General features: G+C 72.3%; 24 protein-coding genes. 7 read left to right on the top strand and 17 right to left on the bottom strand.

All coding sequences use genetic code 11. The features are described 5' to 3' along the window. Position 1: 1 nt before the first annotated feature. Positions 2 to 1,819 carry a branched-chain amino acid ABC transporter ATP-binding protein/permease gene (locus tag ONA70_RS15415; RefSeq protein ID WP_265007115.1) on the top strand — a complete coding sequence of 606 codons (1,818 nt, stop codon included), beginning with the start codon at positions 2 to 4 and terminating at the stop codon, positions 1,817 to 1,819. Continuing rightward, the gene (locus tag ONA70_RS15410; RefSeq protein WP_265007114.1) at positions 1,816 to 2,559 is read left to right on the top strand and encodes an ABC transporter ATP-binding protein; all 744 of its coding nucleotides are present in this window, start codon (positions 1,816 to 1,818) and stop codon (positions 2,557 to 2,559) included. The genes ONA70_RS15415 and ONA70_RS15410 overlap by 4 nt, the downstream gene beginning before the upstream one ends. Positions 2,560 to 2,645: 86 nt before the next feature. Here the strand turns inward: ONA70_RS15410 and ONA70_RS15405 are convergent, their stop codons facing one another. The 4 genes from ONA70_RS15405 to ONA70_RS15390 all read right to left on the bottom strand — a co-directional run bounded on the left by ONA70_RS15405 (position 2,646) and on the right by ONA70_RS15390 (position 8,437). Further along, positions 2,646 to 4,838, bottom strand: a complete 2,193-nt coding sequence (locus ONA70_RS15405; RefSeq protein ID WP_265007113.1) for a hydantoinase B/oxoprolinase family protein — start codon at positions 4,836 to 4,838, stop codon at positions 2,646 to 2,648. After that, positions 4,835 to 6,892, bottom strand: a complete 2,058-nt coding sequence (locus ONA70_RS15400) for a hydantoinase/oxoprolinase family protein (protein ID WP_265007112.1) — start codon at positions 6,890 to 6,892, stop codon at positions 4,835 to 4,837. The genes ONA70_RS15405 and ONA70_RS15400 overlap by 4 nt, the downstream gene beginning before the upstream one ends. Then, complete coding sequence (locus ONA70_RS15395) at positions 6,892 to 7,728, bottom strand: SDR family NAD(P)-dependent oxidoreductase (RefSeq protein WP_265007111.1); 837 nt, start codon at positions 7,726 to 7,728, stop codon at positions 6,892 to 6,894. Before ONA70_RS15395 ends, ONA70_RS15400 begins: the two co-directional genes overlap by 1 nt. Before the next feature lie 76 nt (positions 7,729 to 7,804). Then, positions 7,805 to 8,437 (bottom strand): TetR/AcrR family transcriptional regulator, encoded by a 633-nt coding sequence (locus tag ONA70_RS15390; protein ID WP_265007110.1) that lies wholly within the window; start codon positions 8,435 to 8,437, stop codon positions 7,805 to 7,807. Between the two features lie 91 nt (positions 8,438 to 8,528). Here ONA70_RS15390 and ONA70_RS15385 point away from each other — a divergent pair, with 91 nt between their 5' ends. The 4 genes from ONA70_RS15385 (at position 8,529) to ONA70_RS15370 (ending at position 14,106) form a co-directional block, all read left to right on the top strand. Next, positions 8,529 to 10,646 (top strand): acetate--CoA ligase family protein, encoded by a 2,118-nt coding sequence (locus ONA70_RS15385; protein WP_265007109.1) that lies wholly within the window; start codon positions 8,529 to 8,531, stop codon positions 10,644 to 10,646. After that, positions 10,639 to 11,904 (top strand): CaiB/BaiF CoA transferase family protein, encoded by a 1,266-nt coding sequence (locus ONA70_RS15380; RefSeq protein ID WP_265007108.1) that lies wholly within the window; start codon positions 10,639 to 10,641, stop codon positions 11,902 to 11,904. The genes ONA70_RS15385 and ONA70_RS15380 overlap by 8 nt, the downstream gene beginning before the upstream one ends. Positions 11,905 to 11,986: 82 nt before the next feature. Beyond that, on the top strand, positions 11,987 to 13,210 hold the full coding sequence (locus ONA70_RS15375; protein WP_265007107.1) for an ABC transporter substrate-binding protein: 1,224 nt from the start codon (positions 11,987 to 11,989) through the stop codon (positions 13,208 to 13,210). Positions 13,211 to 13,302: 92 nt separating this feature from the next. Beyond that, entirely contained in the window at positions 13,303 to 14,106 is an 804-nt protein-coding gene (locus ONA70_RS15370; RefSeq protein ID WP_265007106.1) for a sugar phosphate isomerase/epimerase family protein, read from the top strand. A gap of 12 nt (positions 14,107 to 14,118) precedes the next feature. On the opposite strand, the gene ONA70_RS15365 is transcribed toward ONA70_RS15370, so the two are convergent. From ONA70_RS15365 to ONA70_RS15305, 13 genes are read right to left on the bottom strand one after another with little or no spacing between them, the layout of a single operon-like run. Beyond that, positions 14,119 to 14,961, bottom strand: a complete 843-nt coding sequence (locus tag ONA70_RS15365) for an enoyl-CoA hydratase (RefSeq protein ID WP_265007105.1) — start codon at positions 14,959 to 14,961, stop codon at positions 14,119 to 14,121. Positions 14,962 to 14,979: 18 nt separating this feature from the next. Next, positions 14,980 to 15,990 carry an acyl-CoA dehydrogenase gene (locus ONA70_RS15360; RefSeq protein ID WP_265007104.1) on the bottom strand — a complete coding sequence of 337 codons (1,011 nt, stop codon included), beginning with the start codon at positions 15,988 to 15,990 and terminating at the stop codon, positions 14,980 to 14,982. A gap of 4 nt (positions 15,991 to 15,994) precedes the next feature. Next, a complete protein-coding gene (locus tag ONA70_RS15355; RefSeq protein WP_265007103.1) occupies positions 15,995 to 17,134 on the bottom strand; it encodes an acyl-CoA dehydrogenase family protein in 1,140 nt (379 codons plus the stop codon). A 22-nt stretch (positions 17,135 to 17,156) separates the two neighbouring features. Further along, complete coding sequence (locus tag ONA70_RS15350) at positions 17,157 to 18,356, bottom strand: acyl-CoA dehydrogenase family protein (protein WP_265007123.1); 1,200 nt, start codon at positions 18,354 to 18,356, stop codon at positions 17,157 to 17,159. A gap of 26 nt (positions 18,357 to 18,382) precedes the next feature. Continuing rightward, complete coding sequence (locus ONA70_RS15345; protein ID WP_265007122.1) at positions 18,383 to 19,360, bottom strand: NADPH:quinone oxidoreductase family protein; 978 nt, start codon at positions 19,358 to 19,360, stop codon at positions 18,383 to 18,385. Between the two features lie 19 nt (positions 19,361 to 19,379). Continuing rightward, complete coding sequence (locus ONA70_RS15340; RefSeq protein WP_265007102.1) at positions 19,380 to 20,171, bottom strand: enoyl-CoA hydratase family protein; 792 nt, start codon at positions 20,169 to 20,171, stop codon at positions 19,380 to 19,382. Beyond that, positions 20,161 to 20,595, bottom strand: coding sequence for a MaoC/PaaZ C-terminal domain-containing protein (locus ONA70_RS15335; RefSeq protein ID WP_265007101.1), 435 nt, complete (start codon positions 20,593 to 20,595; stop codon positions 20,161 to 20,163). Before ONA70_RS15335 ends, ONA70_RS15340 begins: the two co-directional genes overlap by 11 nt. Further along, entirely contained in the window at positions 20,592 to 21,062 is a 471-nt protein-coding gene (locus tag ONA70_RS15330; RefSeq protein WP_265007100.1) for a MaoC family dehydratase N-terminal domain-containing protein, read from the bottom strand. The genes ONA70_RS15335 and ONA70_RS15330 overlap by 4 nt, the downstream gene beginning before the upstream one ends. Before the next feature lie 16 nt (positions 21,063 to 21,078). After that, on the bottom strand, positions 21,079 to 21,867 hold the full coding sequence (locus ONA70_RS15325) for an SDR family oxidoreductase (RefSeq protein WP_265007099.1): 789 nt from the start codon (positions 21,865 to 21,867) through the stop codon (positions 21,079 to 21,081). Next, positions 21,860 to 22,735, bottom strand: a complete 876-nt coding sequence (locus tag ONA70_RS15320) for an SDR family NAD(P)-dependent oxidoreductase (RefSeq protein ID WP_265007098.1) — start codon at positions 22,733 to 22,735, stop codon at positions 21,860 to 21,862. The genes ONA70_RS15325 and ONA70_RS15320 overlap by 8 nt, the downstream gene beginning before the upstream one ends. Positions 22,736 to 22,794: 59 nt before the next feature. Further along, complete coding sequence (locus tag ONA70_RS15315) at positions 22,795 to 23,898, bottom strand: NAD(P)H-dependent flavin oxidoreductase (protein ID WP_265007097.1); 1,104 nt, start codon at positions 23,896 to 23,898, stop codon at positions 22,795 to 22,797. Beyond that, complete coding sequence (locus ONA70_RS15310; RefSeq protein ID WP_265007096.1) at positions 23,895 to 24,689, bottom strand: CoA-transferase subunit beta; 795 nt, start codon at positions 24,687 to 24,689, stop codon at positions 23,895 to 23,897. The genes ONA70_RS15315 and ONA70_RS15310 overlap by 4 nt, the downstream gene beginning before the upstream one ends. Beyond that, entirely contained in the window at positions 24,686 to 25,549 is an 864-nt protein-coding gene (locus ONA70_RS15305; RefSeq protein ID WP_265007095.1) for a CoA transferase subunit A, read from the bottom strand. Before ONA70_RS15305 ends, ONA70_RS15310 begins: the two co-directional genes overlap by 4 nt. A gap of 138 nt (positions 25,550 to 25,687) precedes the next feature. Between ONA70_RS15305 and ONA70_RS15300 the strand changes: the two genes are divergently transcribed. Beyond that, on the top strand, positions 25,688 to 26,233 hold the full coding sequence (locus ONA70_RS15300) for a nuclear transport factor 2 family protein (protein WP_265007094.1): 546 nt from the start codon (positions 25,688 to 25,690) through the stop codon (positions 26,231 to 26,233). Positions 26,234 to 26,241 lie beyond the last annotated feature (8 nt).

Raw genomic sequence — 26,241 nt, 5'->3', positions numbered from 1 at the left:
CATGGCCCTTCCCCGTCAGCTCCGTGCCCTGCCGTCCTGGACGATCCCCCTGGTGCTGGGGGTGCTGCTGGTCGCGGCGCCCTGGCTCGGCATCAGCTCCGGCACCCGGCGGCTGCTGCTGCTCACCTGCATCCTGGCCCTGCTCTCCAGCGGGCTGAACCTGAGCTTCGGGTACGCCGGTGAGTTGGCCCTCGGACAGGCCGCCATGTACGCCACCGGCGCGTACCTGACCGGCTACCTCGCCATGCACTGGGTCAACGACCTGGCACTGCTCGTGCTCGTCGCGGCCGCCGCGGCGCTGGTGGTCGGACTGGTCTCCGGGGTGCCCGGGCTGCGTCTCGGCGGCTGGTCGCTGGCCATGACGTCGTTCTTCCTGGTGTTGCTGGTCCCGCAGTTCCTCGACCTGCTCGAGCACTACACCGGCGGGGCCGTGGGCATGGTCGGCATCCCCCGCCCCCGGCTCTTCGGCGCGGAGTTGAGCAGCCTCGATATGTACGTCGTCGTCGCGGTGATCACCGTCTGCTGGTTCGCGCTGATGCGCAATCTGATCACGTCCCGGCACGGGGTCGCCTTCCAGGTCCTGCGGGAGAGCCCGATCCTGGCCTCGTCGCTCGGCATCTCGGTCTACCGGATGAAGCTGACCGCGTACGCGATCGGCGCGATTCCGGCCGGCATCGCCGGGGCCCTCTTCGCCTATGTGGACAAGTACCTCGCGCCGCACTCGTTCGGCTTCACGCTCGCCGTGACCGTGCTGGCCGCCTCGATCCTGGGCGGCGCCAAGAGCATCTACGGACCCTTCGTCGGCGCCGCGGTGATGCAGTACGGTCCGCTGCGCTCCACCGAGTTCGAGCAGTACACCCAGATCGTCTACGGAATCTTCCTCATCCTCGCCGGCACGCTGGTGGCCAACGGCCTCGCCGGGCTCGCCGACCGGGCCGTCGCCCGGCTGGCGGCGCGCTGGCGACCCACGCCGGACGTGCTCGCCACCGGCGAGGCCGCGCCGGCCGGCCCGGCACCCGACGGCCCCGCGCTGCCACCGCTGACCGGTGCCCGGCTCGAGGTGACCGACGTACGTAAGCGCTTCGGCGGCCTGCAGGCGTTGGGCGGGGTCACGCTGACCGCCGTGCCCGGGCAGATCACCGCCCTGATCGGCCCGAACGGATCCGGCAAGACCACCCTGCTCAACGTGATCTGCGGCTACTACCGGATCGACTCCGGGTCGATCCACCTCGGGGACGCGGAGATCACCGGACGTAGCACGCACGACGTCGCTCGGGCGGGGGTCGCCCGGACCTTCCAGACGCCGCTGTTCCCGCAGCACATCACCGTACGGGAGGCGGTCGCCGCCGGGGCGTACTCGCCGCGCCACGTCGGGATGGCGGCCGCGATCCTCCGGCTGCCTCGCTACCGGCGCGCGGCGGCCGCCGATCGAGCCGAGGTAGACGACGTGCTGCGCCTGGTCGGCGCCGCGAGGCTGGCCGACGTGGAGGCGGCGTCCCTGCCGCTGGGCACCCGGCGGCTGCTCGAGGTGGCGCGGGCGCTGGTGGCCCGGCCCAAGGTGCTCCTGCTCGACGAGGTCGCCTCCGGCCTCGACGAGGACGAGATCGACCGGCTCGCCGAGCTGATCCGCGCGATTCGCGCCGCGGGCACCACGGTGATCCTGGTCGAGCACAACTTCCGGTTGGTGCTCGACCTGGCCGACGCCATCCATGTGCTGGCGCAGAGCGAGCTGATCGCCTCGGGTACGCCCGATGAGATCGAGAACCACCCCCGGGTGCTCTCCGAGTACCTCGGCGTGCGGCAGGAGGTCCACCCGTGAGCAGTCCGACCACTGTGGCGAGCCCGCTGTTGGAGGTCCGTGGCCTGGCCAGCGGGTACGGCGACATCCGCGCGGTCTGGGACGCCTCGTTGCAGGTCCGCGCCGGTGAGATCACCGTGCTGCTCGGGCGCAACGGCGCCGGCAAGACCACGACGCTCCGGGCGATCGCCGGGTTGAACCGGGCGGACGCCGGCTCGGTCGCGCTGCGCGCCCGGGACATCACCGGCATGCCGCCGCACCAACGGGTGCGGGCCGGCATCGGACTCGTGCAGGAGGGCAAGCGGATCTTCCGTCGCCGTACGATCGAGGAGAACCTGCTGCTCGGTGGCTACACGCGCGGGCTGAACAAGCGGAAGCTGCTGGTTGAGCTCGACCCGATCTACGAGATGTTCCCGGCCCTGGCGCAGCGCCGGCACGTGGCCTCGGGCCAGTTGTCCGGCGGACAGCAGCAGATGCTCGCCATCGGGCAGGCCCTGATGGCCCAGCCGTCGCTGCTCATGCTCGACGAACCGTCGGGTGGCCTGGCGCCGTCGGTGGTCGCCGAGGTGATGGCCACGGTCGCCGCACTCAAGGCCACCGGGATCGGAATCCTGCTGGTCGAGCAGGCCGTGGCGGCTGCTCTCGAGGTCGCCGACCGGGTCACCGTGCTGGACGTGGGCCGGGTGATCCTGGATCGGCCGGCCACCGACGTCGCCGGGTCCGACGCGCTCGCCGACGCGTACTTCGGCCGGCTCCGGTAGCACGCGCCGACCCCGGCGTGGCCGGTCGGTGCGGTGGGACCCAACCCGGCCAGGACGCCCGCGCCCACCCGCCACAGCGGATCGGATCACGCGATGGGTGCCACCGCCTGCACCACCGGATCGGAGCGCAGCGAGACCTGCACCTCGATCCGGCTCGCACACGAGGGACAGTGCAGGCGCCGAATGACGAACCGCTCCGCGCCGGGGTAACGCGCGGGGAGTGGCGCCGCCTCGTACACCGGGCCTTCCACGACAGCCATGGCCAGGTAGGGGTTGCCGTCGACCGGGCTGAGCGGAGCGGCGCACCGCGCGCACGCGATGTGCCGCCCTCCGGGGCCGTCGACCAGATCCAACGCGTTGGTCAGTCGGCGACCGGGCCGGTGCGCCACCCGGGCCGCGGGCTCCCGGCCGCCGATCCGGTCCGAGCGGATGAGCCGGCGCCGGGCCGCCGTCGCCTCCCGGTCCACCGTCCAGGACGTCGCGCCAGCAACATCGCCAACGGCCGACCCAGAGTCGCACCCCGACCGGACGAGCACGACGCCGTAGTCCCGTTCGGCCCCGACCACGCTCACCAGCCCGTCCGCTACGTCGGTAAGCACCGCCGCCGGGTCGCGCTCCAGCGGGTCGCCGTACCCGCCCCCGCCCTGCGTCACCGCCAGGTGCACGGCGCCGCCGGTGAGCCGGGCTGCCGCGTCGGGCAACGGCAGAGCGTGCTCGACCCGCCCGCCGGCCAACATGTCGTCCACGACCTCGATCCGGCCGGCGTAGAACATGCTCTGTCGTCCGGGGTCACCCCCGTCGAGACCGACCGCGGCCGGATGCTGCAGTCCCTGGGCGAACGAGACGACCCGGACCGGCTCGTCGGTACCGTGCGGCCGAAGCGCGATGACGCATCCCACCCCGCCCCGCTGCCGTCCCGGGCCGGCAGAGTCGGCGAGTTCGGCCCGCCGCAGGTACAGCACCGGCAGGTAGCTCTCGTTGACCTCCACGTTGGCGCAGGACGCTCCGGGTGAGGTGGTGGAGCCCGACGAGTCGACGCCGTCGAACAGCAGCGTTGCCCCGCCGCCGCCGGTCAGCTCGTCCAGGGTCATCGAGCCGAACGGCTCGCCGGAGCGTGAGACACCGGAGAGCACCCCACCGCCCGCTCCGGACGACTGGCAGCTGGCCATCGCCAGCCGGGCGAGCTCCGCCGAGCCCTCCAGCATCCGCGACAGGCACGCGTTGACGCTGACCCGGATGGCCTGGCACGAGGTGGCGGTGCTCATCGCCACTCCGGCGGGCCAGCGGGCGTGCACCACGGTGCCCTCACGGCTGACGATCTTCACCACCCGGGCGACGGCACCCGGCACCCACAGCAGGTCCGCGCACAGGTAGACGAGCACCGACGCCACGGTGAAGTTGACCAGGGCCGGGTAGGCGGCGTTGATCGCGCCGGGGGCCTGTGGGGAGCTGTCGCTGAAGTCCAGGACCAGCTCCTCGCCCCGCTTTGTCGCGTCCAGCCGCACCAGGTACACGTCCGAGTTGTCCGGCGCCGGCGTGCCGTGTTCGAGATAGGACACGTGTCGCCAACGGCCGTCCGGCAACTCCCGTAGTCGCGCGCGAAGTTGCCGCTCCGCGGCGTCGACGAGGTGGTCCATCGCCGCGATCACGGTCTCCGTCCCGTAGCGGCGGCACAGGTTCTGGATCGCCGCCACGGCGGCGCGGTTCGCCGCGATCTGGCCGGCCAGGTCCAGCGCGTTCAGGCGTGGGGTGCGGGACCGGATCAGATAGCCGCGCTCGATGTCGCGGCGGATCCGGTCGTGTTCCACGATCCGCACCGGCGGCACCGGCAGCGGCTCATCGAAGATCGACCCGGCGTCCAGCGCCAGCCCGCCGGTGGCCGGGCCGCCCACATCGGGCTGGTGCACGGTCGAGCCGCACCACGCCACCAGCATGCCCTCGTGGAACACCGGTGCCACGACGACGACATCCGGCTGGTGCAGCGTGCCGACGTACGGATCGTTGGTCATGAACTGGTCACCGGGGCGGATTCCCGGGTCGGTGGAGTAGTTCCGGATGATGTCGGAGGTGACCAGATCGAGCGAGGCGACCTGGCACAGCACGTAGTCCCCGCAGGCGACGACCGTGCCGTCGGCCGTGGTGATGGCGGTGTTCAGGTCGTTGGCCTCGACGGCGATCTGCGATCCCGAGACCTGCCGGAGCATGATCGCTGCCTCGTCGTTGATCCCGGCCAGCCGGTGCCGGATGATCTCCAGGGTGATCGGGTCGGGTGCGGTCACGCTGTCTCCTGAAGGATGAGGCGGAGGTCTCCACCGGGGAGTGCCTGCAGGGCCTGGCCCGGATAGACCACGACGGTGGTCTGGTCCGACTCGACCAGGCAGGGGCCGGTGATGCGCTGGCCACCGCCGAGGGCGACCCACCGGTACACCGGCCAGTCGTTCGCCTGGCCACGGAACCAGGTGGGGGTGGTGCGCACCGGTTGTGCCCGGCGGTGCGGGCGCGGCGAGGGTGCGGGCACGACGATCGGGCGTACCGCCTCCAGCCCGACGGCCACCACCTCGACGGGCGTGTCCGGCGGTGCGCTTCCCGGCCCGACGACCAGTTCGTAGCCCTGGTGGAACCGGGCCAGCAGGTCCTCGATCACGTCCGCGTCCACCGGGCCGGCCGGGATCGGCAGGTCGATGCGTTGCAGTTGCCGGTAGAACCGCAGCCCGACGCTGCGCCGGACGGTCAGCTGGCCGCCGCCGAGTTGCGCCACCACCTCGGGCTCGAGTTCGGCCAGCGCCGCGCCGATCGGTGGGCCCGCGTCGACGAGCGGGACCGGCCGCAGGTCGCGCTCCTCGGCGACGCGCAGGTCGGCCGAGATCGCGCCGTAGGCGGAGAACTCGGGAGCCAGGGCGGGAATGATCACCTCGGACACGCCGAGATCCTCCGCGTACCGGCCCACGTACTGCGGTCCGGCGCCGCCGTACGCGACCAGGACGAAGTCGGACGGATCGTGTCCGCGTTGGATGGTGGTACGGCGCACCAGGTCGCGCATCTGCGCGCATGCCACCTGGACGATGCCCTCGGCCGCCTCGATGACCCCGACACCCAACGGGCGCGCCACGTGCTCGTCGATCGCCCGGCTCGCCGCGTCCCGGTCCAGGGTCAGTGTCGCGCCAAGTCGGGTCACGTACCCGAGGACGACGACGGCGTCGGTCAGCGTCGGTCGGGTGCCGCCCAGCCCGTAGCAGGCCGGCCCGGGCCGGGCCGCCGCGCTCTGCGGCCCGACGCGCAGGGTGCCGAGCGCCGGGTCGTACCAGGCGATGCTGCCTCCGCCGGTGCCGATCGACGGGATGTCGACCGCTGGCACCGCCAGCGGTATCCGGTCGATCGTGGGCAGCCGGGCCGGATAGGCCGCGCCGTCGATCACCAGGCCGACGTCGAAGCTGGTGCCACCGACGTCCGTGGCGATCAGGTTGGCGTGACCCAACCGGGCGCCGAGCGCCCGGGTGGCGGACACCCCGCCGGCCGGTCCGGAGCGCAGAGTCTGCACCGGCTGCCGACGCGCGACCGGGGCCGGCTGCACGCCGCCGCCCATTCGCATGACCACGAAGTCCCCGACGAAGCCGTGGTCGCGCAGTCGGGTTTCGAGCCGGCGCAGGTACGAGGCGACCAGCGGTGCGGTGTACGCGTCGACGACCGCGGTGCAGGTGCGCTCGTACTCGCCGATCCGGGCGGCCACCTCGCTGGAGAGCGTCACGTGCACGTCCGGTGCGATCTCGCGGACCAACTCGCGGATGCGGTGCTCGTGGCGGGAGTTCACCGGTGCCCACAGCAGGCTGACGGCGATCGACTCCACGCCGGCGGCGACCAGCCGCGCGATGGCGGCCCGGGCGGCCTCCTCGTCGAGCGGGACGATGATCTCACCGGTCAGGTCGATCCGCTCCGGCACTCCGGCGACGTCGCCGCGGCGTAGCGGCAGATCCGGCTTGCGCCACCGGCTCGGGGCACGGAGGTCCGCCTCGGGCAGGTGGTGCAGCTTCGACGCCTTCGCGATGGCGGGCGTCGACTCGAACCCGGCGGTGGTCAGCAGACCGACCCGGGCACCGGAGCGGGTCAGCAGCGCGTTGAGGCCGACGGTGGTGCCGTGGGCCAGTACGTCCGTGCCGGACAGCAGGTCGCACAGGGTGAGTCCGAGACTGTCCGCGACCGTGCCGACGGCGGCGAGGACGCCGTCGTCGACCCGCCCCGGGGTCGACAAGGCCTTGCCCACCGTCGTCCGGCCACCCTGGTCGAGCACGACGGCGTCGGTGAAGGTTCCCCCGGTGTCGATGCCGATCAACCGCATCAGGTCGCTCCTCCGTGCACGGGGACGGTCACTCCGGTCAGGTAGGACGCCTGATCCGAGCAGAGGAACTCGACCACGGCGGCGGTCTCGTCGGCCCCCTGCGAGCGTCCGAGCGGGACGTCACGGCTGAGCCACCGGTCGAGCGAACCGGCTTCCCGTTCCGCCAGCGTGACCAGGCCGGGATTGGGGAAGAGGTGGCTCGGGCCGACCGCCAGTGGGCTCACCGCGTTGCACCGGATGCCGTACGGCGCCACCTCCTTGGCCAGGACCGCCACCAGGTGTTCGACGGCGGCCCGGGCGGCGCCCAGCGCCCCGATGTTCGGGGTGGGGCGGCGCGCCGCGTGCGACGACAGCGCCACCAGTGCGCCGGGCCGGCCGAGCTGGATCATTGCTCGCGCGGCGGCGCTGAGCAGCCGCAGGCTCCACGTCACGTTGACGGCGAAGCATCGTTCGAAGGACTCGGGGGCGAGGTCGAGCAACGGTCCGTCCCCGGCCCGGGCCCCGGTGGCACCGTTGAGGGCGCAGCAGATGTCCAGGCGCCCGAACTCGGTCACCACCTCGCCGACCAGGTCCGGCCAGTCCTGCCGGTGCGGGTACGCCACACCGAGCGCGCGGCCGGGGCCGGCCGCGTCGACTTCCGCGACGATCTGCTCGAACAGCGCCGGTGGCACCTGCGCGGTGTCGCCCGGTCCGTGCTCGTCGGCGAGATCGTCGACGCAGATCACGTGCGCCCCTCCGGCGGCCAGTCGCAGCGCGGTGGCCCGGCCGATTCCCGGCGGCCTGCCCACGCCGAGTACGAGCGCCACCTGGTCCTGGAAGCACCCCGCGCCGCTCATGCCGCCACCTCGCTGCGCTCGGCGTCGGCATGAGGCACCACGACGCCGCACTGATGACTCGCTCGCTGACGCTCGCTCATGCGCCGACCAGGGCAGGCGTGCCGGTGCGGGTGTTCGGGTGACGTAGGCCGTCGACGAGCACGGCGCAGAGCGCGGAGACGGTGCGTACTGCCGGGTCACCGAGGACGTCCGACCGGTGGCCCTGATCGACCAGGCCGGTGATCGCGGTGAAGATGAGCCAGGTCGCCGCAGCGGGGACCACGTCGTCGCGTAACACCCCGTCCCGCTGCCCCACAGCGATCGTCTCGTGCCAGAGCGCGATGCAGGCGAGCCCCGACTCGACCAGTGGGGCGAGGGCGGGGGTGCGTCGGATCAGCCGCATCTCGCCGACCAGGGCCTGGTGCTCGTACCGGTGGTTCCGCCCGACCTCGGTGGCGGCGCTGATCAGGGCGAGCAGCCGGTCGAGCGGGCCACCGGGATGTTCGCTGGCGGCCCGCAGCGCCGGCCACATGGTGGCGAAATAGCGGTGCCCCACCGCCAGCAGGATGTCCTCCTTGCCGGGGAAGTGGTTGTAGAGCGAGGCCGGCCGGATGCCGGCTGCCGCCGCGATGTCGCGCATCGACGTGCCGTGGTAGCCGTGCTCGGCGAAGAGTCGCGATGCGACCTGCACGATCCGGCCACGCGTCGGTGCCGGCTGCGGGTGATCCATCCATGCGCCCCTGATCGGTGTTGACACAAACGAACGCTTGTTAGTACAGCTATACCTACCAAACGCTTGCTACGTTCGGAAGGGGTGACGGATGAAACCAACCTCACCGCCGGTGCCGGTCCGGGACGCGACGGACGCGGGCGTACCGCCCGATCCGGAGCTGGACCTGCTGTTCCATCCCCGTACCGTCGCCGTCATCGGCGCCTCCGACACCCCGGGCCGGCCGACCACCCTCAACTGGCGCCGGGTTCGGGACTGGGCGGTCAGGACGGGCGCGACGGCCGTGCCGGTCAATCCCGGGCGGGCGGAGGTCGACGGAACGCCCACCTACCCCTCGGTCAAAGAGGTACCCGGAGAGGTGGATGTCGCCGTGGTCCTCGTGCGCGACGTGGACCGGGTGGTGCCGGACGCCGTCGACAAGGGCGTCCGATTCCTCGTGGTCTTCGCCGCCGGATTCGCCGAGACCGGGGTGGACGGGGCCCGTCGGCAGGCCGACCTGGTCCGTCGCCTCGCCGCCGGTGGCGTCCGCATGCTCGGGCCGAACACGAACATGAACCTCTTCGAAGCCTTTCGCGACGACCTGCCCGGCCGGGCGATCGCGCTGATCACCCAGAGCGGACATCAGGGCCGACCCGTCTTCCAGGGGCAGGAGCTCGGCATCCGGTTCAGCCACTGGGCGCCGACCGGCAACGAGGGGGATCTGGACGCGGCCGACTTCATCGAATACTTCGCCCGCGCACCGGAGACGGGCGCGATCGCCGCGTACCTCGAGGGCTTCCACGACGGGCCGGCGTTTCAGCGGGCGGCGGCCCGGGCCGCTCGGCTCGGCGTGCCGATCGTCGTGGTGAAGGTGGGCCGTACGGCGGTCGGACGGTCCTGGGCACAGTCGCACACCGGACACCTGGCCGGCGCCGACGAGGTCGTCTCGGCGCTGCTGCGCCAGTACGGGATAGCCCGGGTCGACGGGCTGGACGAACTGCTCGACACGGCCGCCCTGTTCGCCCGGGCCAAGCGCCCGCCGGTCCCGGGGGTCTGCGTGTACTCGATCTCCGGCGGGACCAGCGCGCACATGGCCGACCTGCTCACCGCCGCTGGCGTCGACCTGCCCGAGCTCACCCCGCAGACCCGCGAGCGGTTACGGGAGTGGATTCCGGACTACCTGCGGATCGACAACCCGGTGGACAACGGCGGACACCCGGTGGGTGACTGGCGGGGACGGAAGATTCTCGACACCATCCTCGCCGACCCCGGCGTGGGCATCCTGGTCGTACCGATCACCGGGGCCTTCCCGCCGATGAGCGACGCCTTCGTGGCCGACCTGGTCGCGGTGTCCGCCACCACCGACAAGCCGGTGTGTGTGGTGTGGGGCTCGCCGTCGGGCACGGAGGACGCCTACCGGGTCGGGCTGCTGGGATCCCGGCTGCCCGTGTTCCGTACCTTCGGCAACTGCGTCACCGCCATCCGGAGCTTCCTCGACTTCCATGCGTTCCAGGACGACCTGCCCGAGCTGGTGCTGCCGGAACCGCGCCCGACCCCGGCGCCTGCCGCCACCGCGGGCGGCACCTGGACCGAGGTGGAGTCCAAGGAGCTGCTCACCCGGTACGGGATCGCGGTGACGCGGGACGTGCTGTGTGCGGACGCGACGTCGGCCGCCGCGGCGGCGGCGTCGTTCGACGGACCGGTGGTGCTCAAGGCGGTCGCGGCGGGCATCGCGCACAAGTCCGACCTGGGCCTGGTCCGCCTCGGCGTGCGAGATTCCGCCGAGGTGGCGTCCGTGGTGGCCGAGTTCGAGCGGGTGGTCGCGGCGCAGCCGGGCGCGAGCTGGCAGGGCGTCCTGGTCAGCGAGCAGCTCGGTGGCGGGGTGGAGACGGTGGTCGGCATCGCGCCCGACCCGGTGTTCGGGCCGGTCGTCATGGCCGGCATCGGCGGCGTCGCCGTGGAGGTCTACCGGGACGTGGCGTTCCGGATCCCGCCGTTCGGCCGGCGTGAGGCTCATCGGATGCTCCGCGAGCTGCGTGGCTTCCGCCTGCTGGCCGGGCACCGGGGCGCGCCACCGGCGGACCTGGAGGCCCTGGTCGACGTGATCATGGCGGTCCAGGACATCGCCCTCGACGGAGTGGTCACCGAGCTCGATGTCAACCCGCTGCTCGCCCTGCCGACCGGGGCGGTGGCGCTCGACGCCCTGGCGACGGGAGCGGATCATGGCTGAGCGCGGACCGCTGGCCGGCGTACGAGTGCTCGAGAGCTCGCTGCTGGAGCCGGCCGCCCTCGGCATGACGCTGGCCGAGTTGGGCGCCGATGTGATCAAGGTCGAGCCCCCCGGCGGCGACTACGTCCGCACCATGGCCTGGCCGATCATCGAGGGCGTCTCCTTGCTGCACTGGCATGTCAACCGGGGCAAGCGCAGCGTCGGCATCGATCTGCGGACCTCGACCGGTGTGGACCTCTACCTGGACCTCGTCGAGCGGTCCGAGGTCGTCATCGAGGCGATGCGTCCCGGCGCGCTCGCGCGCCGGGGCATCACTGTGCAGCGGATGCGGGAACGCAACCCGGCGCTGGTGGTGTGCAGCGTGTCGGGCTGGGGGATGACCGGTCCCTACCGGGACGTCCCCGCCCACGGCATCGGTTTCGACGCGTGGGCCGGCCTCGCCGCGCCGGCCGTGGACGACGAGGGCTTCGTCAACCTGCCGCCGCACACCACCGTCGGGGTCCGGGTCACGCCCGTCTGGGGCGCGCTGGCGGTGTGCGCCGCGCTGCTGCGGGCCCGGGCGACCGGGGTCGGCGCCCACATCGACCTCGCCCAGAGTGATGTCGCCGCGGCCACCAACTGGTACGCCATCGAGGGCACCCGGGCCTACGAGCGGCCGGCGACGGAGGTGACCGGGAACCCGTCGGACGGCGGCGCCCGACGGGCGCCGGGGGTGGCCGGGATGGCGGGGTCCGTCCGCTACCAGTACTACCGGTCGATGGATGGGCATGTCCTGCTGATGGCCTCCGAGCGGGAGTTCTGGCGGAACTTCTGCCGGGCGGTCGGCCGGTCCGACCTGTTCGAGGCGAACCCGGGCGAGCAGTACGCCGATCACGCCCGCGGCAATCGGACGCTGCGGCAGGAGTTGCAGGCGATCTTCGAGACCCGGACCACGGCGGCCTGGGTCCGTCTCGGCGCCGAGGCCAACTGTCCCATCGCGGCGGTCAACGACGCCGCCTCGATCGCCACCGACCCGCAGTTCCGTGCGCGGTTGCCGTGGTCGCCGGCGGAGGAGGGTGGCGCCGAGCTGATGCCCGGCCCGATCCGCCTGGTGGACGAGGAGCCGGTTCCCCTGCGCGCGGCGCCGGGCGCCGGGGAGCACACCGACGAGGTGCTCCGGTCGGTGCTGGGCATGGCCGGGGCGCGGATCGCCGACCTGCGAGCGGCCGGGGTCGTCGACGGCCCCGTACCGCCGGCGGAGCCCGATGCAGAGGGTTGACGCAGATCACACCCGAACCTACAGTGCCAACCAAGCGCTTGCTACAACCCGTGGCCGGCACCGGAACCTAAGGAGAGCCTTCGTGCGGAAGCGACTCGGTGTAGTTCTCGTGGCCGCCGCACTGGCGGCGACCGCTTGCAGCCCGGACCCTGACGCGGATTCCGCTGATGCCAGCGGGGGAGACCAGCCTTACCGGATCGTCCAACTCGCGGGTCTGAGCCAGCCCGGACCGTCCGCGTTGAACGCGCAGGCCGCGGCCCAGGCGGTCAAGGCCGCCGTCGCCGTGCTGAACAGCAAGGGCGGGATCCTCGGCCACAAGGTCGAGTTGGAGGTCATCGACGACGGCGGAGACCCGACCACCGCCGTGACCAAGCTCCACGAACGGCTCGCCAAGGGCCCGAAGCCCAACCTGGTGCTGCCGGGCAACACCAGCGCCGAAGCCCTGCCCATGGCTCCGATCCTCACCGAGGCGGAGATCTTCTCCGTCCAGCAGGCCAGCGCCTCCGCCCTCGACGACCCGGCCAAGTTCCCGTACCTGTTCAAGACCCCACCCGTCCCCGAGACCTGGGCGAAGTCGCTGGCCGACTACGCCAGGTCGAAGGGCGCTACCAAGATCGCCATGATCGCCGGCAAGGACGCCTTCGCGCAGGCGACCGCCGCCGCGACGCGTAAGGCGATCGCCGACGCCGGCCTGACCCTCTCCGGAGATGAGACCTACACCGCGGAGGACCTGGACGTCACCGCCCAGCTCGAGCGACTGCGGGCGACGAAGCCGGACCTGCTGTTCATGCAGGGGGCCGGGGCGTCGGTCGGCTACGTGCTGCAGAGCCGGCTGAAGATCGGCTGGACCGACATCCCCCTGGTGGCCGACTCCACCTCGGCGACCACCTCGCTGCTCAACCACGCGGCACCGGACGGTCTCGTCGGGACACCCGCCGCGCAGAACGTCAGCGTCCAGATCGTGTCCGCGGCGGTCAAGGGGCACCAGGGAGCCAACCCGGGCAGCCTGGACACCATGATCACGGCGTTGAAGAAGGAGGGCGAGATCAAGCTGCCGCTCAACGTCTACTACGCCTACGACGCGGTCATGCTGGCCGCCAAGGCGGCGGAGAAGGCCGGCACGATCACCGACGCCAAGGCTGAGGCCAAGGCCCTGGAGACGTTCACGCCGCAGGAGACCGGCCTGTGGGCGCTGGGCAAGTACACCTTCACCGCCGCCTCGCACGGCCCCGCCGTCGACGTCTCGTCGGTGGCCATCATCCCGGCGGCGGTCCTCACCGAGGGGCAGTACGCAGCCGCCTCCTGACCACCCGACCCGGCCCCGGCCAGCCCGCCTCCGCGGGACGGCCGGGGCCGCGGCCCATCGGCGATCCCCGGACCCGAGACGAGGTGGCGACGATGACAGCCGGGCAACGCGTCTCCGTCAACGGCGTTGCGGCCCTGGGCCGGCCGCTCGCCGAGGAGCTGGCGATCTACCGGGAAGCCGGCGCCGAACTCATCGGACTGCCCGCCAGCAAGCTGGCGCAGATCGGCTGGGCCACCGCGCTGGACGAGGTCAGGGCCAGCGGGCTGGCCGTGGCGTACCTGTTCATGCCACTCACCTGCCACCCAGGGGACGGCGCGGGTTGGGCCGCGCAGGCGCGCACGCTCGCGGCGGCGCTGGACGCGGCGGCGGCGCTCGGTGCCGCCACCCTCTACCTCACCAGCGGCCCGTCCGGCGAGCTGAGCTGGGAGGAGGCGGCCGACTCACTCGCCGAGCGGTTGGCCCCGGCGATCGGACGCGCCGCGCGGCTCGGCGTCGCGCTCGCGGTGGAAAACACCATGTCCATCCGCGGCGACCTGAGCTTCACGCACAGCCTCCAGGACGCGGCGGCGCTGGCCAGGCGGCTCGACATCGGCCTCTGCGTGGACCTCTACTGCTGCTGGCAGGAGCGGGGACTGGTCGACACGCTGCGCGCCGAACTCCACCGGGTGCGGCTGGTCCAGGTCAGCGACTTCCGGTTGGGCACGCTGAGCCTGCCCAACCGCTGGGTGCCCGGCGACGGGGACATCCCGCTGGAGCGCCTGCTGCGGCAGCTCACCGGGCTCGGCTACCGCGGTCTGTTCGACCTGGAGCTGCTCGGCCCGGCGATCGAGGCCGAAGGGACACCGCGGGCGCTGGCCCGCGGCGTCCGGTGGCTCACCTCCCGGCTCGGCGGTTGACGCCGGCGCGCCTCAGTCCTGCTTCATCGAGCGCGCGGTCTGCCCGGCCAGTGAATCCCCACCGACCTCGGCGTTGTGCGCGTGCGCGGCGTGGTGCAGACCGAAGACCGAATCCATGCCGGCCCGCATCCCCATCAGATCCTCCGCCTGGTTCACCGCCTTCTTGGTCAGCGCGAGCCCCAGCCGCGGCATCTTCGCGATCCGCCCGGCCAGCGCGAACGTCTCGTCCTCCAGCGCCGCCCGGGGCACCACCCGGTTGACCATGCCCAGGGCCAGCGCCCGCTCGGCGCCGATCCGGTCCCCGGTGAACAGGAACTCCTTGGCGAACCGCGGGCCCATCACCCACGGGTGCGCGAAGTACTCCACGCCGGGGATGCCCATCCGCACCACGGGATCGGCGAAGAACGCGTCGTCGGCGGCGACGATCAGATCGCAGCACCAGGCCAGCATCAGGCCGCCGGCCACACAGGCACCCTGCACCATCGCGACCGTCGGCTTGGGCAACTCACGCCAGCGCCGGCACATCCCGAGATACACCTCGGACTCGCGGGCGTACCGGCTCTCCACGCCCTGCTTGCCGACATGGTCCCACCAGAGGCCGGCCCGCCGCTCGAACGACGTGTCGACGTCCCGGCCGGGGGTGCCGATGTCGTGCCCCGCCGAGAAGTGCTCGCCCGCCCCGGCGAGCACGACCACCTTGACGCCGTCGTCCGCGGCGGCCCGGTAGAACGCGTCGTCCAGCGCGTACGTCATCGCCGAGTTCTGGGCGTTGCGGTACCTCGGCCGGTTCATGGTCACCACCGCGACCTCGCCCCGCTGGTCGTAGGTGACGACGTCGCTCTCGGTCTCGGTCACGGTGTGCTCCTAGTCGAGTCAGTGGACGGGAAGAGTGCCGGTCGGGGCCAGGCCCAGGTGCTCCGCGATCCGGGTGCGGTGCCAGGCCGCCGAGCCCCAGTCCGCGGCGAGTGCCCACGCGCGCTTGGCGTACAGGTGCAGGTCGTACTCGGTGGTGTAGCCGATCGCACCGTGGCACTGGATCGCCGTGCGGGCCGCCAGTTGGGCGGCCGCCGAGGCCAGGGCCTTGGCCAGCGCCACGTCCCGGGCCCGGTCCGGGTCACCGACCGCCACGGAGAAACCGGCGCGGGCCACCGCCGGAGCGGCGAACTCCACCTGCAACAGTGCCGAAGCGAGCTGGTGCTTGACCGCCTGGAAGCTGCCGACCGGCACCCCGAACTGGGTCCGCGAGCCGACGTATTCGACGGTCATCTCCAGCATCCGCCGGGACAGCCCGATCAACTGGGCCGCGGCACCGAGCACCCCGCGCTGCCAGGCCAGCTCGACCACCACCGGATCGTCGACCACGCCGAGCACCGTGCCCCCGCCGATCCGGCACAGGTTCGCGGCCGGGTCCACCGCGGGCACCGGCTCGCGGCGGGCGTCGGACAGATCGACGAGCTCGACCGGTCCGCTGCCGCCCCAGCCGCCCCGCACCAGCAGGGTGGCCCGGCCGGCGAAACGTACCGGACCGGCGCCGGTCGGGTCGGCTGCGCAGACCATCCCGCCGGTGAGCAGCCGGCCGGCGAGGCCGGCGGCCTCGAAAAGGGCCGACGCGACGCCGACCGTTTCCAGCACCGGCAGCGGGGCCGCGGCCCAACCGGACTCGGTCAGCAGCGGGACCAGGTAGTTCTCGTCCAGGCCCAGGCCGCCGGAGCGCTCCGAGAGCAGCAGCCCGGGCGCGCCGAGTTCGACCAACCCGCGGTCCAGCGCGTCGATCGCCGGCGCGTCCGGCGCGGACCGGACCACCGCCGGGGGGCACAACCGTTCCATCAGCTCGTGCACGACCTCACGCAGGTCCTGCTGTTCGGCCGTCAACGCGAACCGCATGCGATCACTTCCTGGGCAGGCCGAGCAGCCGCTCGGCGACGATGTTGCGTTGGATCTCGTTGGTCCCGGCGTAGATCGGCCCGGCCAGCGAGAACAGGAATCCACGGCTCCACGGATTGTCGGTCTGCCCCTGCGGGCCGAGCAGCTCCAGCGCCGCCTCGTGCAGCCGGATGTCCAGCTCGGACCAGTAGAGCTTGTTCAAGCTCGACCGTGCTCCGGGGGAGCGCCCCTCGACGATGTCGGTGACCTGCGCCAGCGTGAACAGCTGGTACGCCTGGGCCTGCATCCACACCTCGGTGACCCGGTCGACGAGCGGATCGGCGGCGGCCTCGGAGTGCGCGGCGGCGAGCTCCACCAGGCGGTCCGCGGCGCGCAGGAACCGGCCCGGCGAGCGCAGGGTGAGCCCCCGCTCGGACCCGGTGGTCGCCATCGCCACCTGCCAGCCCTGGTTCACCTCGCCGAGCACCGCGCTGTCCGGCACGAAGGCGTCGTCGAAGAACACCTCGGCGAAGCCCTCGTCGCCGTCGAGTCGCTCGAAGCCGCGTACCGTCACACCTGGGGTGTCCAGCGGCACGAGGAAGTACGTCAGGCCGCGGTGCCGCTGCGCCACCGGGTCGGTGCGGAACAGTCCGAACAGGTGGGTGCAGAACGCGCCCCGCGTGGTCCAGGTCTTCTGCCCGGTCAGCCGCCAGCCACCGGCCTCGTCGTCGCGCTCCGCCCGGCTGCGGATGCCGGCCAGGTCGCTGCCCGCCCCGGGCTCCGACCAGCCCTGGCACCACAGGTCCTGCGCGGCCGCCATCCGCGGCAGCAGCGTGTCGCGCTGCTCCCTGGTGCCGAACTCGAACAGCGTGGGCGCCAACAGGAAGATCCCGTTCTGGGTCACCCGCTGCGGCGCGCCGGCCCGGTAGTACTCCTCCTCGAAGATGAGCCACTCCCACAGCGAGGCGTCACGCCCGCCGTACTCCTTCGGCCAGGAGACCACCGACCAACCGGCGGCGAACAGCTCCCGCTCCCACTCCAGGTGCCGCGCGAAGCCCGCACGGGTGTCGCCGGAGGGCAACGGCTCGACCGGCACGTGGGCGGCCAGCCACTCCCGCGCCTCCGCCCGGAATGCCTCCTCGGATCCGCTCCAGGTCAGGTCCATCACAATCTCCGTAGTCTCACCGTCAGCGGTACCGACGTAGCTCCTGGCGGGCCACCGTGCGGATGTGCACCTCGTCCGGCCCGTCGGCGATCGCCAGGATCCGGGCGCTGGCCCACATCCGGGCGATCGGGAAGTCCTCGGTCACCCCACCGCCGCCGTGTGCCTGGATGGCCCGGTCGAGCACCGCGCGGGCCGCCCGGGGCGCCACCACCTTGATCGCCGCGATCTCGGTGGCCGCCCCCTTGGCGCCCACCCGGTCGATCAGCCACGCGGTCTTGAGCACCAGCAGCCGGGCCTGCTCGATCTCCATCCGGGACTCGGCGATCCAGGTCCGCACCACGCCCTGGTCGGAGAGCGGCCCGCCGAATGCCTCCCGCGACATGGTCCGGCGCACCAGCAGCTCCAGGCCGCGCTCGGCCATGCCCAACGTCCGCATCGCGTGGTGTACCCGGCCCGGACCCAGCCGGGCCTGCGCGATGGCGAAGCCGTCGCCCTCGCCGCCGAGCCGGTTCGTCATCGGGACCCGTACGTCGGTGAACCGGATCTCGCAGTGCCCGTGCTGGTCGTGGTAGCCGAAGATGGGCAGCGAGCGGACGATGTCGACGCCCGGTGTGTCGACCGGGACGAGCACCATCGACTGCTGCCGGTGCGGTTCGGCTGTCGGGTCCGTCTTGCCCATCAGCACCAGCAGCTCGCACCGCGGATCCGCCGCGCCGGTGGTCCACCACTTGTGCCCGTTGATCACGTACTCGTCGCCGTCGCGCACGATCGAGGTGCTGATGTTGCGGGCGTCGGAGGAAGCTACCCCGGGCTCGGTCATCGAGAAGCCCGATCGGATCCGCCCGTCCAGCAGCGGCTCCAACCAGCGGGCCCGCTGCTCCGCCGTGCCGAACAGGTGCAGCAGCTCCATGTTGCCGGTGTCCGGGGCCGCGCAGTTCAGCGCCTCCGGCGCGAGGTACGGCGAGCGTCCGGTCAGCTCGGCCAGGTAGGCGTACTCCAGGTTGGACAGACCGGACAGGTCCGGCAGGAAGAGATTCCACAGGCCCCGGCGGCGTGCCTCGGCCTTCAGCTCCTTGACCACCGGCGGGAGGATGTGGCTGCGCGGGCCGGCCTGCTCGAGCTGGGCGGCGTACACGGGCTCGGCGGGGTAGACCCGCTCGGCCATGAAGTCCTCGAGCTCCGCCAGCAGCTCGCGGGTCCGCCCGCTCGGGCCCAGATCCATTCCCGCGTACGCCGTCCCGGTGGGTTTCACGGCCGCTCCCCGATGCTCAGGACGATCTTTCCCAGTGCGCCACGGTTCATCACCATGGCCAGCGCGGCGGCTGCCTCGGCCAGCGGAAACTGCCGATCCACGTGCGGCCGCAGCAGGCCCACCGAATACCATTCCAGCAGTCGGGACATGTTCGCCGCGTTGGCCTCGGGATGCCGGCCGGCCCAGGCACCCCAGAGCACGCCCAGCAGCTCGCCCTCCGTCAGCAGCAGCCGGTTCATCCCGACGCGCGGGATGTCACCCGAGGCGTATCCGACGGTCAGGTAGCGGCCGCCCCAGGCCAGCGCCCGCACCGCGGCCTGCGCCGCCGGGCCACCGACCGGGTCGTAGACCACATCCGCCCCGGTGCCGCCGGTCACCTCGGTCAGCCGTGCGGCCAGGTCCTGTTCGCGGTAGTCGATCAGCTCGTCGGCGCCGTGCGCGGCGCAGAGCCGCAGCTTCTCGGGGCTGGACGCGGCCGCGACGACCCGCGCCCCGAGCGCCTTGCCGATCTGCACGGCGGTCAGCCCGACTCCGCCGGCCGCGCCGAGCACCAACAGCGTTTCGTCGGCCCGCAGCCGAGCCCGGTTCACCAGGGCGTGGAACGACGTGCCGTAGACGACGGGGAAGGCCGCCGCATGGTCCAGGTCCATCCCGTCCGGGATCCGGTGCACCCGCTCGGCCGCGACCGCGACCTGCTCGGCGTAGCCGCCGATGCCGCAGAACGCGGCGACCCGGTCGCCGGGGGCCAGCCCGGTCACCCCGTCACCGACCGCCCGGACGGTGCCGGCCACCTCGCAGCCCGGGCTGAACGGCAGCGCCGGCTTTGTCTGGTAGGTGCCGGCGACCATCAGCCCGTCCGGGAAGTTCACCCCGGCGCGGCGCACGTTCACCACGACCTGGCCCGGGCCCGCGACCGGGTCGGGCACCTCGGCCTCGACCAGGTTCTCCGGCCCGCCCAGGGCGCGGCATAGCATGGCCTTCACGCGTCTCCCCTCAGGTCGCTGCGGGCCCGGACGGCTGGCCGAACTGGTCGCGGATCCGGTCGGCGACCCCGGCCAGGTTGAGCTCGAAGGTGAAGCTCTGCTCGAATCGGTAGCTGCGGTTGACGTCCCACAGGTCGATGCCGTTGAGCGACGCCTTCGCCGCGCGGATCACCGTCGGATCCTTCGCCGCGATCTGCCGGGCCAGCTCCAGGGCGGCGTCCCGCAACCGCGCCGGCGGCACCACCGCGTGTACCGACCCGTAGGCGTGCAGTTCGGTGGCGGTCGCCGTGGCCGCCGTGTAGACCATCGCCCGCATCCGGTGCTGCGGCACCAGCCGGGCCAGGTGCGTCGCCGCGCCGAGCGCGCCCCGGTCGACCTCCGGCAGGCCGAAGGTGGCGTCTTCGGCCGCGACGATCATGTCCGCGTTGCCGACCAGGCCGATCCCGCCGCCCAGGCAGAAGCCGTTGACCGCGGCGATGACCGGCACGGGGCACTCGTAGACCGCCTTGAAGGCCGCATAGCAGCCGCGGTTGGCGCCGAGCAGCGCGGTGAAGCCCTCGGTACGCTGCATCTCCTTGATGTCCACGCCGGCGTTGAAGCCGCGCCCCTCAGCGCGCAGCACCACCACGCGTACGGCCGCATCGCCGCCGGCCGCGTTCAGCGCGTCGGCTACGGCGAACCAGCCGGCCACCGGCAGCGCGTTGACCGGCGGGTTGTCCATGACGATCTCGGCGATGCCGTCGGCGTCGACAGTCAGGGTGACGATCCGGCGGTCGGTCGCCGGGGACTGCTCACGCGACATGGGTCGCCTCCTGCTCGGATTGCGCCGCGTCGGGCACCACGAATGTCGACCACACCGTGACCGCCGTGCCGCCGGTCTGGCGGCGGCAGGTCAGCTCCACGTCCACCCGGCGCTCGCCGTCCTGCTCGTACTCGCGCAGCACGTCGCCGTGGCAGGTCAGCGTGTCGCCCGGCCAGACCTGCTCGAGGAACCGGACGCGGAAGCCGCGCACGTTCTCCGCGCCGAGCCAGTCCGTCGCATACGTGCCGAGCAGGCCGGCCTGCCACATGCCGACGGAGAACGGGGTGGGGAAGCCGGCCGCCCGTGCGAACTCCTCATCGTGGTGGATCGGGTTCATGTCGCCGGATGCGCCCTGGTAACGCACGAAGTCGGTGCGGGTGACCGGCCCGACCGTCCACGGGGCGGGCGTCGCGGGGACACTCATGCCGTCACCTCGCCTGCTCGTGACTCGGCCGCCGGAGGCCGCGCGGTCTCGACGCCGGTCAACCGGCCCTGGGCCACCAGTCGGCCGGTCTCGTCCCGGAACTCGGTGATCATGACCGCGAAGGTCAGCTCGCCGCCGCGGCGGCCCTGCTTGGTGTAGATCTCGCTGATGCGCGACTGGCAGGTCAGCCGGGTGCCGGCGCGTGGTGGCGGGCCGAAGAAGGTGTACTCCTGCTCGGCGTGCAGGCCGCGCCGCTGGTCCAGCTCGACGGCCGGCCAGGGGTCCGCCTCGCCGGACTGCCAGAAGAACGTGGTGGTCAGGAACGTCGGCGGGACGACGGGCTGCTCGGCGTCCAGGTAACCGGGGTTCGTCGAGCGGGTGGCCCGCGCGAACTCGCGGATCTTGCCGCGTTCCACGTCCATTCGGAACGGGGCGCCCCGCGTGCCGACGGCGTCGGGATTGGCCATCTGATGCTCCTCCGGCTCAGGGGTGCTGGCTACTGACCGAGACGATCTCGCCCGTCATGTACGACGAGTAGTCGCTGGCCAGGAAGACGAATACGTTGGCGACCTCCCACGGCTCCGCCGCCCGGCCGAAGGCCTCCCGGGACGCCAGTTCGGCGAGCAGTTCGTCGCTGGTGACCCGGGCCAGGTGGGCGTGGACCGCGATGCTGGGTGCCACGGCGTTGATCCGGATGCCGTACTCGGCGACATCCATGGCGGAGCATCGGGTCAGCGCCATCACGCCGGCCTTCGCGGCCGCGTAGTGGGCCTGCCCGGCCTGGGCGCGCCAGCCGAGCACCGACGCGTTGTTGATGATCACGCCGCGGCGGCGGGGCACCATGTGCCGCAGCACCGCCCGGGTCATCTTGAAGGCGGAGGTCAGCGTGACGCCCAGCACCGCGTCCCACTGCTCGTCGGTCATCTCCAGCACGCTCACCATGCCGCCCAGGCCAGCGTTGTTGACCAGTACGTCGATGCTCCCGTACTCCGCGGCGACGGTGTCCACCAGATGGTCGATCTGCCGCTGGTCGGTCACGTCGCAGGGCACCGCGAGCGGCCGGACGCCGGTCAGCTCGGCCAGCCGGTCGGCCGCCTCGGCGAGGCGCCGCTCGTGCCGGTCGCTGATCGCGACCCGGGCGCCCTCCTCCGCGCAGCGGCGGGCGGTGGCGTAGCCGATGCCGGTGCCGGCAGCGGCGGTCACCAGCACGGTGCGGCCGGCCAGCAGGTTGTGGGCGGGGCCGGCCCGGCCGGCCGTAGTGGGTTCAGACACGCGCGCGCAACTCCTTGTCGATCTCGGCTACGGTCCAGCGGGTGCCGCGCTCGACGCTCCAGCCGTAGCTCCAGCCCATAAACTGCCGGATCTCGCCGCCCTTGGCGTAGTAGACCGCGCCGTTGGCCGGGCAGTCCGCGGCGAGCAGCCAAGCCACCAGTGGTGAGACGTTGCCGGGGTGGTAGAGGTCGAAGGCGCCTGGGTCGGCCGGCGCGGCCACCATCTCGCCGATGCCGGGCAGGTCCTGGGTCATGCGGGTACGGGCAACCGGGGTGACCGCGTTGACCCGCACGCCGTACCGGGCGAGTTCCTGGGCCAGGATCACGGTCAGCGCGGCGATGCCGGCCTTGGCCGCGCCGTAGTTGGTCTGGCCGACGGCGCCGATCAGGCCGGAGGTCGAGGACACGTTGACCACCGCGGCGTTCGGCCGGCGGCCCGCCTTGGACTCGTTGCGCCAGTGCTCGGCGAAGATTCGGGTGGGCGCGAAGGTGGCGCGCAGCTGTCCCCGGATCACCGCGTCCCAGTCCTCCTCGGACATGTTCACGAACATCCGGTCGCGGAGGATGCCGGCATTGTTGACCAGCCCGTCCACCGCGCCGAACTCACCGAGCGCCAGCTCCAACAGTTCCCGGGCGCCGGCGAGGGTGGCGGCGTCGGCCGGGCTGGCGACGGCCTGCCCGCCCGCTGCCCTGATCTCCTTGGCGACGGCCCGGGCCACCGCCGGATCGGCGTGGTGGCCGTCGGCGTCGGCGCCCACGTCGTTCACCACGACCCGGGCCCCCTCCGCCGCGGCGAGCAACGCGTGCTCCCGGCCCAGGCCCCGGCCTGCGCCGGTGATCACCACGACGCGATCGTGCAGTGCGGACACAGCCACTCCTTCTAGCAAGCGCTTGTTTGGTTAGGCTAATGGGCGGTGCTGTCCGAAGGTCACGCGCCGAGGCGGCGCAGTACCTCCGCCGCCTCGGCCACGATCCGGTCGATCAGCTCCTGGCAGCTCGGCAGGTCGTCGATCAGCCCGACCACCTGGCCGGTCGCCATGATGCCGAGGTCGGTCCGGCCTTCCAGGAGGGCGGCCCGGTAGAGCATCGGAGCGTTGGCGGCCATCACCACCTGGCTCCAGGTCAGCTCGTGGCCCTTCTTCATGGCCAGGCCCTCGCGGACCATCTCCGACCACCGGCTGCCGGACAGCTTCCGGAAGGCGACCGCGTTGCCGGCCGCCCGGATCAGGCGTCGGGTGCCGGACGTCTTCTCGATCTTGTCGATGGTGCCGGCCCGCAGTACCCGTTGCGGCACTCCGTCGACCTCCCGGGTGAGCACCGTGTCGTTCACGGTCTTCGAGAGGTAGACCTCCTTGACCGCGGGCGCGACCGGGGAGTCGGTGGTCAGCAGGAACCGGGTGCCCATGGCGATGCCGGCCGCGCCGTACGCCAGCGCGGCGACCAGGCCCCGGCCGTCGAAGAAGCCACCGGCCCCGATCACGGGGATGTCCACCGCATCGACCACCTGTGGCAGCAGCAGGCTGGTCGGCACGCCGCCGGTGTGGCCGCCGCCCTCACCGCCCTGCACGATCACCGCGTCCACGCCCCAGGCCGCAACCTTCTCGGCGTGGCGGCGGGCCCCGATCGAGGGCACCACCACGAGCCCGGCGTCCTTGCACTTGCCGATCAGGTGCTGCCGGGGCGCCAGCGCGAACGAGGCGACCCGCACCCCGGCCGAGATCAGCAGATCGATCCGGCGCTCCACGTCGGGCTGGTCGGCGCGGAGGTTGACCCCGAACGGTCGGTCCGTCCGGGCCCGCACCGCGTCGATCGCGGTGGCGAGCTCCTCGTACGACAGCAGGCCGGCGGAGAGGATGCCGAGTCCGCCGGCGTTGGCGGTGGCCGCGGTCAGGCGAGCGTCGGAGACGTAGCCCATTCCGGTCTGCACGATCGGGTAGCGCACCCCGAACAGCTCACAGGCCCGGGTCTGCAGCGCCGACGGGACCGGACCTGACGGCTGCGTCGTCGGGCCGTCTCCCGCTGGCCGGGTCATCCGGCCACCTCCCGGTCGCGCAGCCCGCGGGGGTCGAGCACCTCGCGGATCAGCCGCAGCTCCGCCGCGGAGGGCAGCCGGGTCTGCGGCACCTCGTCGCCGGCCTCCAGCGGGAAGCCGGTGGCGGCCTGCACCTGCTCGACGGTGACGCCGGGGTGGACCGAGGCGAGGCGCAGCGTGCCGTGCTCGGGGTGGTAGTCGAAGACGGCCAGGTCGGTGACCACCCGGCGCAGGTCGTGGTAGCGGCTCGCGCCTGGTCCCGCCTGCGCGGCGCGGTCGTTGCCCACCCCGGAGACCATGTCGACCCGTGGCACGAACACCCGGGTGCTGTGCCGGGGGACCCAGTAGCTCGTCGGATGGCAGACGGTGTTGCCCGGGGCGCCGCGCACGCCGAGGAGTTGCACCTTCGGCCGTCGGTAGTCGCCGACCGCCGAGATGTTCGTGTTGCCGTACCGGTCCACCTGGCTCGGGATCATCATGACGTGCCGCTTGCCGTGCCACACCAGATCGAAGATGGTGCGGAACGGAGCCCACGCCTCGACCTCGCCCTGGGCCGACGTGCCGACCGGCCAGGCCCCGCGCACCAGGTACGACTCGCCGTCGGAGATCAGCAGGTCGGGGGAGAAGGTCTCCCGGGCCAGCCGTACGCCGATGGCGGGGATGGTGCCGAAGGCGCTGGCCAGCATCTCCCCGCTGTCCCGGAAGGCGTCCGCGCAGGCGACCACGCACACCTCGGCCCGGCTGGCGACGGCGTCGGTCGCCTCGGCCCACGGGTCCATCACGTTCGTCATGCCGACACCTCCTGACGGCGGGCCGCCACGGCCGCCTGGTAGTCCGCCTCGGAGCCGGCCAGGTAGCGGTCCCGGAACGCCTGCCAGGCCTCCGGATCGGCCGCCGAGCCGACGTACTCCCGCTGGAAGTCCTCGTCCCGGTCGTAGTCGGGAGTGCACGAGGTGAAGTGGGCGCCGTGGGGTGCCTCCACCACACCGGTCACCAGCAGCCGGTTGATCCGGAGCGTGGCCGGGTGCGCCGCCGCGGTCAGCTCGGCGGTCGGCACGATCTTCTCGCAGGACATGTAGGCCTGCTCGGCGGCCATGCAGTACAGGTCGTCGAAGTAGGGGTCCGGCCCGAGGAACTGGCCGTTGCCGTGCATGTCGGCCCGGTTCATATGGATCAGCGCGACGTCCAGGTGCAGCGGCGGCATCGCCACCACCTCGTCACCACCGTACGGGTCGGCGACGGTGCGCAGCTGCGGGTTGTGGGTCAGCACGTCCGAGCCGAGGCCGGCACGGGTGGGCAGGAACGGCAGCTTCAGGCCCGCCGCGTACAGCCCCCACTGAAGCATGCCCTCGTCGTATTCGACGACCTCTATCGCGCCCGCCTGCCGCGCGGCGCGGAAGTGCGGGTCCAGGGGGATCGAGTCCAGCGAGACGAAGCCGAAGACGAGCTTGCGTATCTTGCCGGCCGCGCAGAGCAGCCCGACGTCGGGTCCGCCGTAGGTGACCACGGTGAGATCCCGCAGGTCGGACCGGAGGATCTCCCGGACCAGGGCCATCGGTTTCCGACGGGATCCCCATCCGCCGATCCCGATGGTCATCCCCGATGTGAGCCGGCTGACCACATCCTGCGCGGTCATCCGTTTGTCGGCCATCTGCAGCTCCTGATTCTCTCCGCGCCGTAGCAAGCGCTTGGTTGGCACCATAGCAGTCCCGATCCGCCCGCTGCTAGAGTCTTGCCAACCAAACGCTTGCTTTGTCACGTCGTCGGCTACGTCCCCAAGGAGGCTCCGGTGAGCGATCTCGCCACCCGCATCGACCGGCTCGAGTCGGTGGAGCAGATCCGTCAACTGGCGTCGCGCTACGCGCTCGCCCTGGACAGCCGGGATGTCACCACGCTCGCGGCGCTCTTCGCCAGCGACGTACGGGTCGGGGACGGCCGGGTCGGCCGGACCGCGCTGGCCGAGTGGTTCGACGGGATCCTGCGGCCTTACCGGGTGACGTTCCACCTCGTCGGTAATCACGTCATCGACTTCACCGGTCCGGACACCGCCGACGGGCTCGTGTACTGCCGGCCCGAGCACGAGGTGGGCGACCAGTGGATCGTGATGCCGGTGATCTACCACGACCGCTACGTCCGCGAGGGGGACGGCAGGTGGTACTTCCGCAGCCGCAAGCCCAGGCCCTTCTACGCGGCGGACGTCCGGCAGAACCCGCTGCAGGTGCCGGGGCGGTTCAACTTCCCGGGCAACCCGTACCTCAGCGAGTCCAGTCTGCCGGAAGGCTGGCCGAGCTGGCGGCGGTTCTGGGGCGAGGACGACCGGCCGCCGGCGGGCTGACCGCCTTG

The sequence above is a fragment of the Micromonospora yasonensis genome (genome assembly GCF_026013475.1).
In the GTDB taxonomy this organism is placed as follows: Bacteria; Actinomycetota; Actinomycetes; order Mycobacteriales; family Micromonosporaceae; genus Micromonospora; species Micromonospora yasonensis.
The sequence above is the reverse complement of the archived record's forward strand: the minus strand, read 5'-3'. Positions and strand labels throughout refer to the sequence as shown.

Excerpts from the sequence above, each read along its gene's own strand:
- ONA70_RS15390 (WP_265007110.1), bottom strand. The coding sequence starts at position 8,437 with ATGGATCACCCGCAGCCGGCACCGACGCGTGGCCGGATCGTGCAGGTC.
- ONA70_RS15310 (WP_265007096.1), bottom strand. The coding sequence starts at position 24,689 with ATGACGAACGTGATGGACCCGTGGGCCGAGGCGACCGACGCCGTCGCC.
- ONA70_RS15350 (WP_265007123.1), bottom strand. The coding sequence starts at position 18,356 with ATGGATCTGGGCCCGAGCGGGCGGACCCGCGAGCTGCTGGCGGAGCTC.
- ONA70_RS15305 (WP_265007095.1), bottom strand. The coding sequence starts at position 25,549 with ATGGCCGACAAACGGATGACCGCGCAGGATGTGGTCAGCCGGCTCACA.
- ONA70_RS15355 (WP_265007103.1), bottom strand. The coding sequence starts at position 17,134 with ATGGACCTGACCTGGAGCGGATCCGAGGAGGCATTCCGGGCGGAGGCG.
- ONA70_RS15330 (WP_265007100.1), bottom strand. The coding sequence starts at position 21,062 with ATGGCCAATCCCGACGCCGTCGGCACGCGGGGCGCCCCGTTCCGAATG.
- ONA70_RS15360 (WP_265007104.1), bottom strand. The coding sequence starts at position 15,990 with ATGCGGTTCGCGTTGACGGCCGAACAGCAGGACCTGCGTGAGGTCGTG.
- ONA70_RS15415 (WP_265007115.1), top strand. The coding sequence starts at position 2 with ATGGCCCTTCCCCGTCAGCTCCGTGCCCTGCCGTCCTGGACGATCCCC.
- ONA70_RS15340 (WP_265007102.1), bottom strand. The coding sequence starts at position 20,171 with ATGTCGCGTGAGCAGTCCCCGGCGACCGACCGCCGGATCGTCACCCTG.
- ONA70_RS15345 (WP_265007122.1), bottom strand. The coding sequence starts at position 19,360 with ATGCTATGCCGCGCCCTGGGCGGGCCGGAGAACCTGGTCGAGGCCGAG.
- ONA70_RS15335 (WP_265007101.1), bottom strand. The coding sequence starts at position 20,595 with ATGAGTGTCCCCGCGACGCCCGCCCCGTGGACGGTCGGGCCGGTCACC.
- ONA70_RS15370 (WP_265007106.1), top strand. The coding sequence starts at position 13,303 with ATGACAGCCGGGCAACGCGTCTCCGTCAACGGCGTTGCGGCCCTGGGC.
- ONA70_RS15400 (WP_265007112.1), bottom strand. The coding sequence starts at position 6,892 with ATGCGGTTGATCGGCATCGACACCGGGGGAACCTTCACCGACGCCGTC.
- ONA70_RS15395 (WP_265007111.1), bottom strand. The coding sequence starts at position 7,728 with ATGAGCGGCGCGGGGTGCTTCCAGGACCAGGTGGCGCTCGTACTCGGC.
- ONA70_RS15385 (WP_265007109.1), top strand. The coding sequence starts at position 8,529 with ATGAAACCAACCTCACCGCCGGTGCCGGTCCGGGACGCGACGGACGCG.
- ONA70_RS15380 (WP_265007108.1), top strand. The coding sequence starts at position 10,639 with ATGGCTGAGCGCGGACCGCTGGCCGGCGTACGAGTGCTCGAGAGCTCG.
- ONA70_RS15315 (WP_265007097.1), bottom strand. The coding sequence starts at position 23,898 with ATGACCCGGCCAGCGGGAGACGGCCCGACGACGCAGCCGTCAGGTCCG.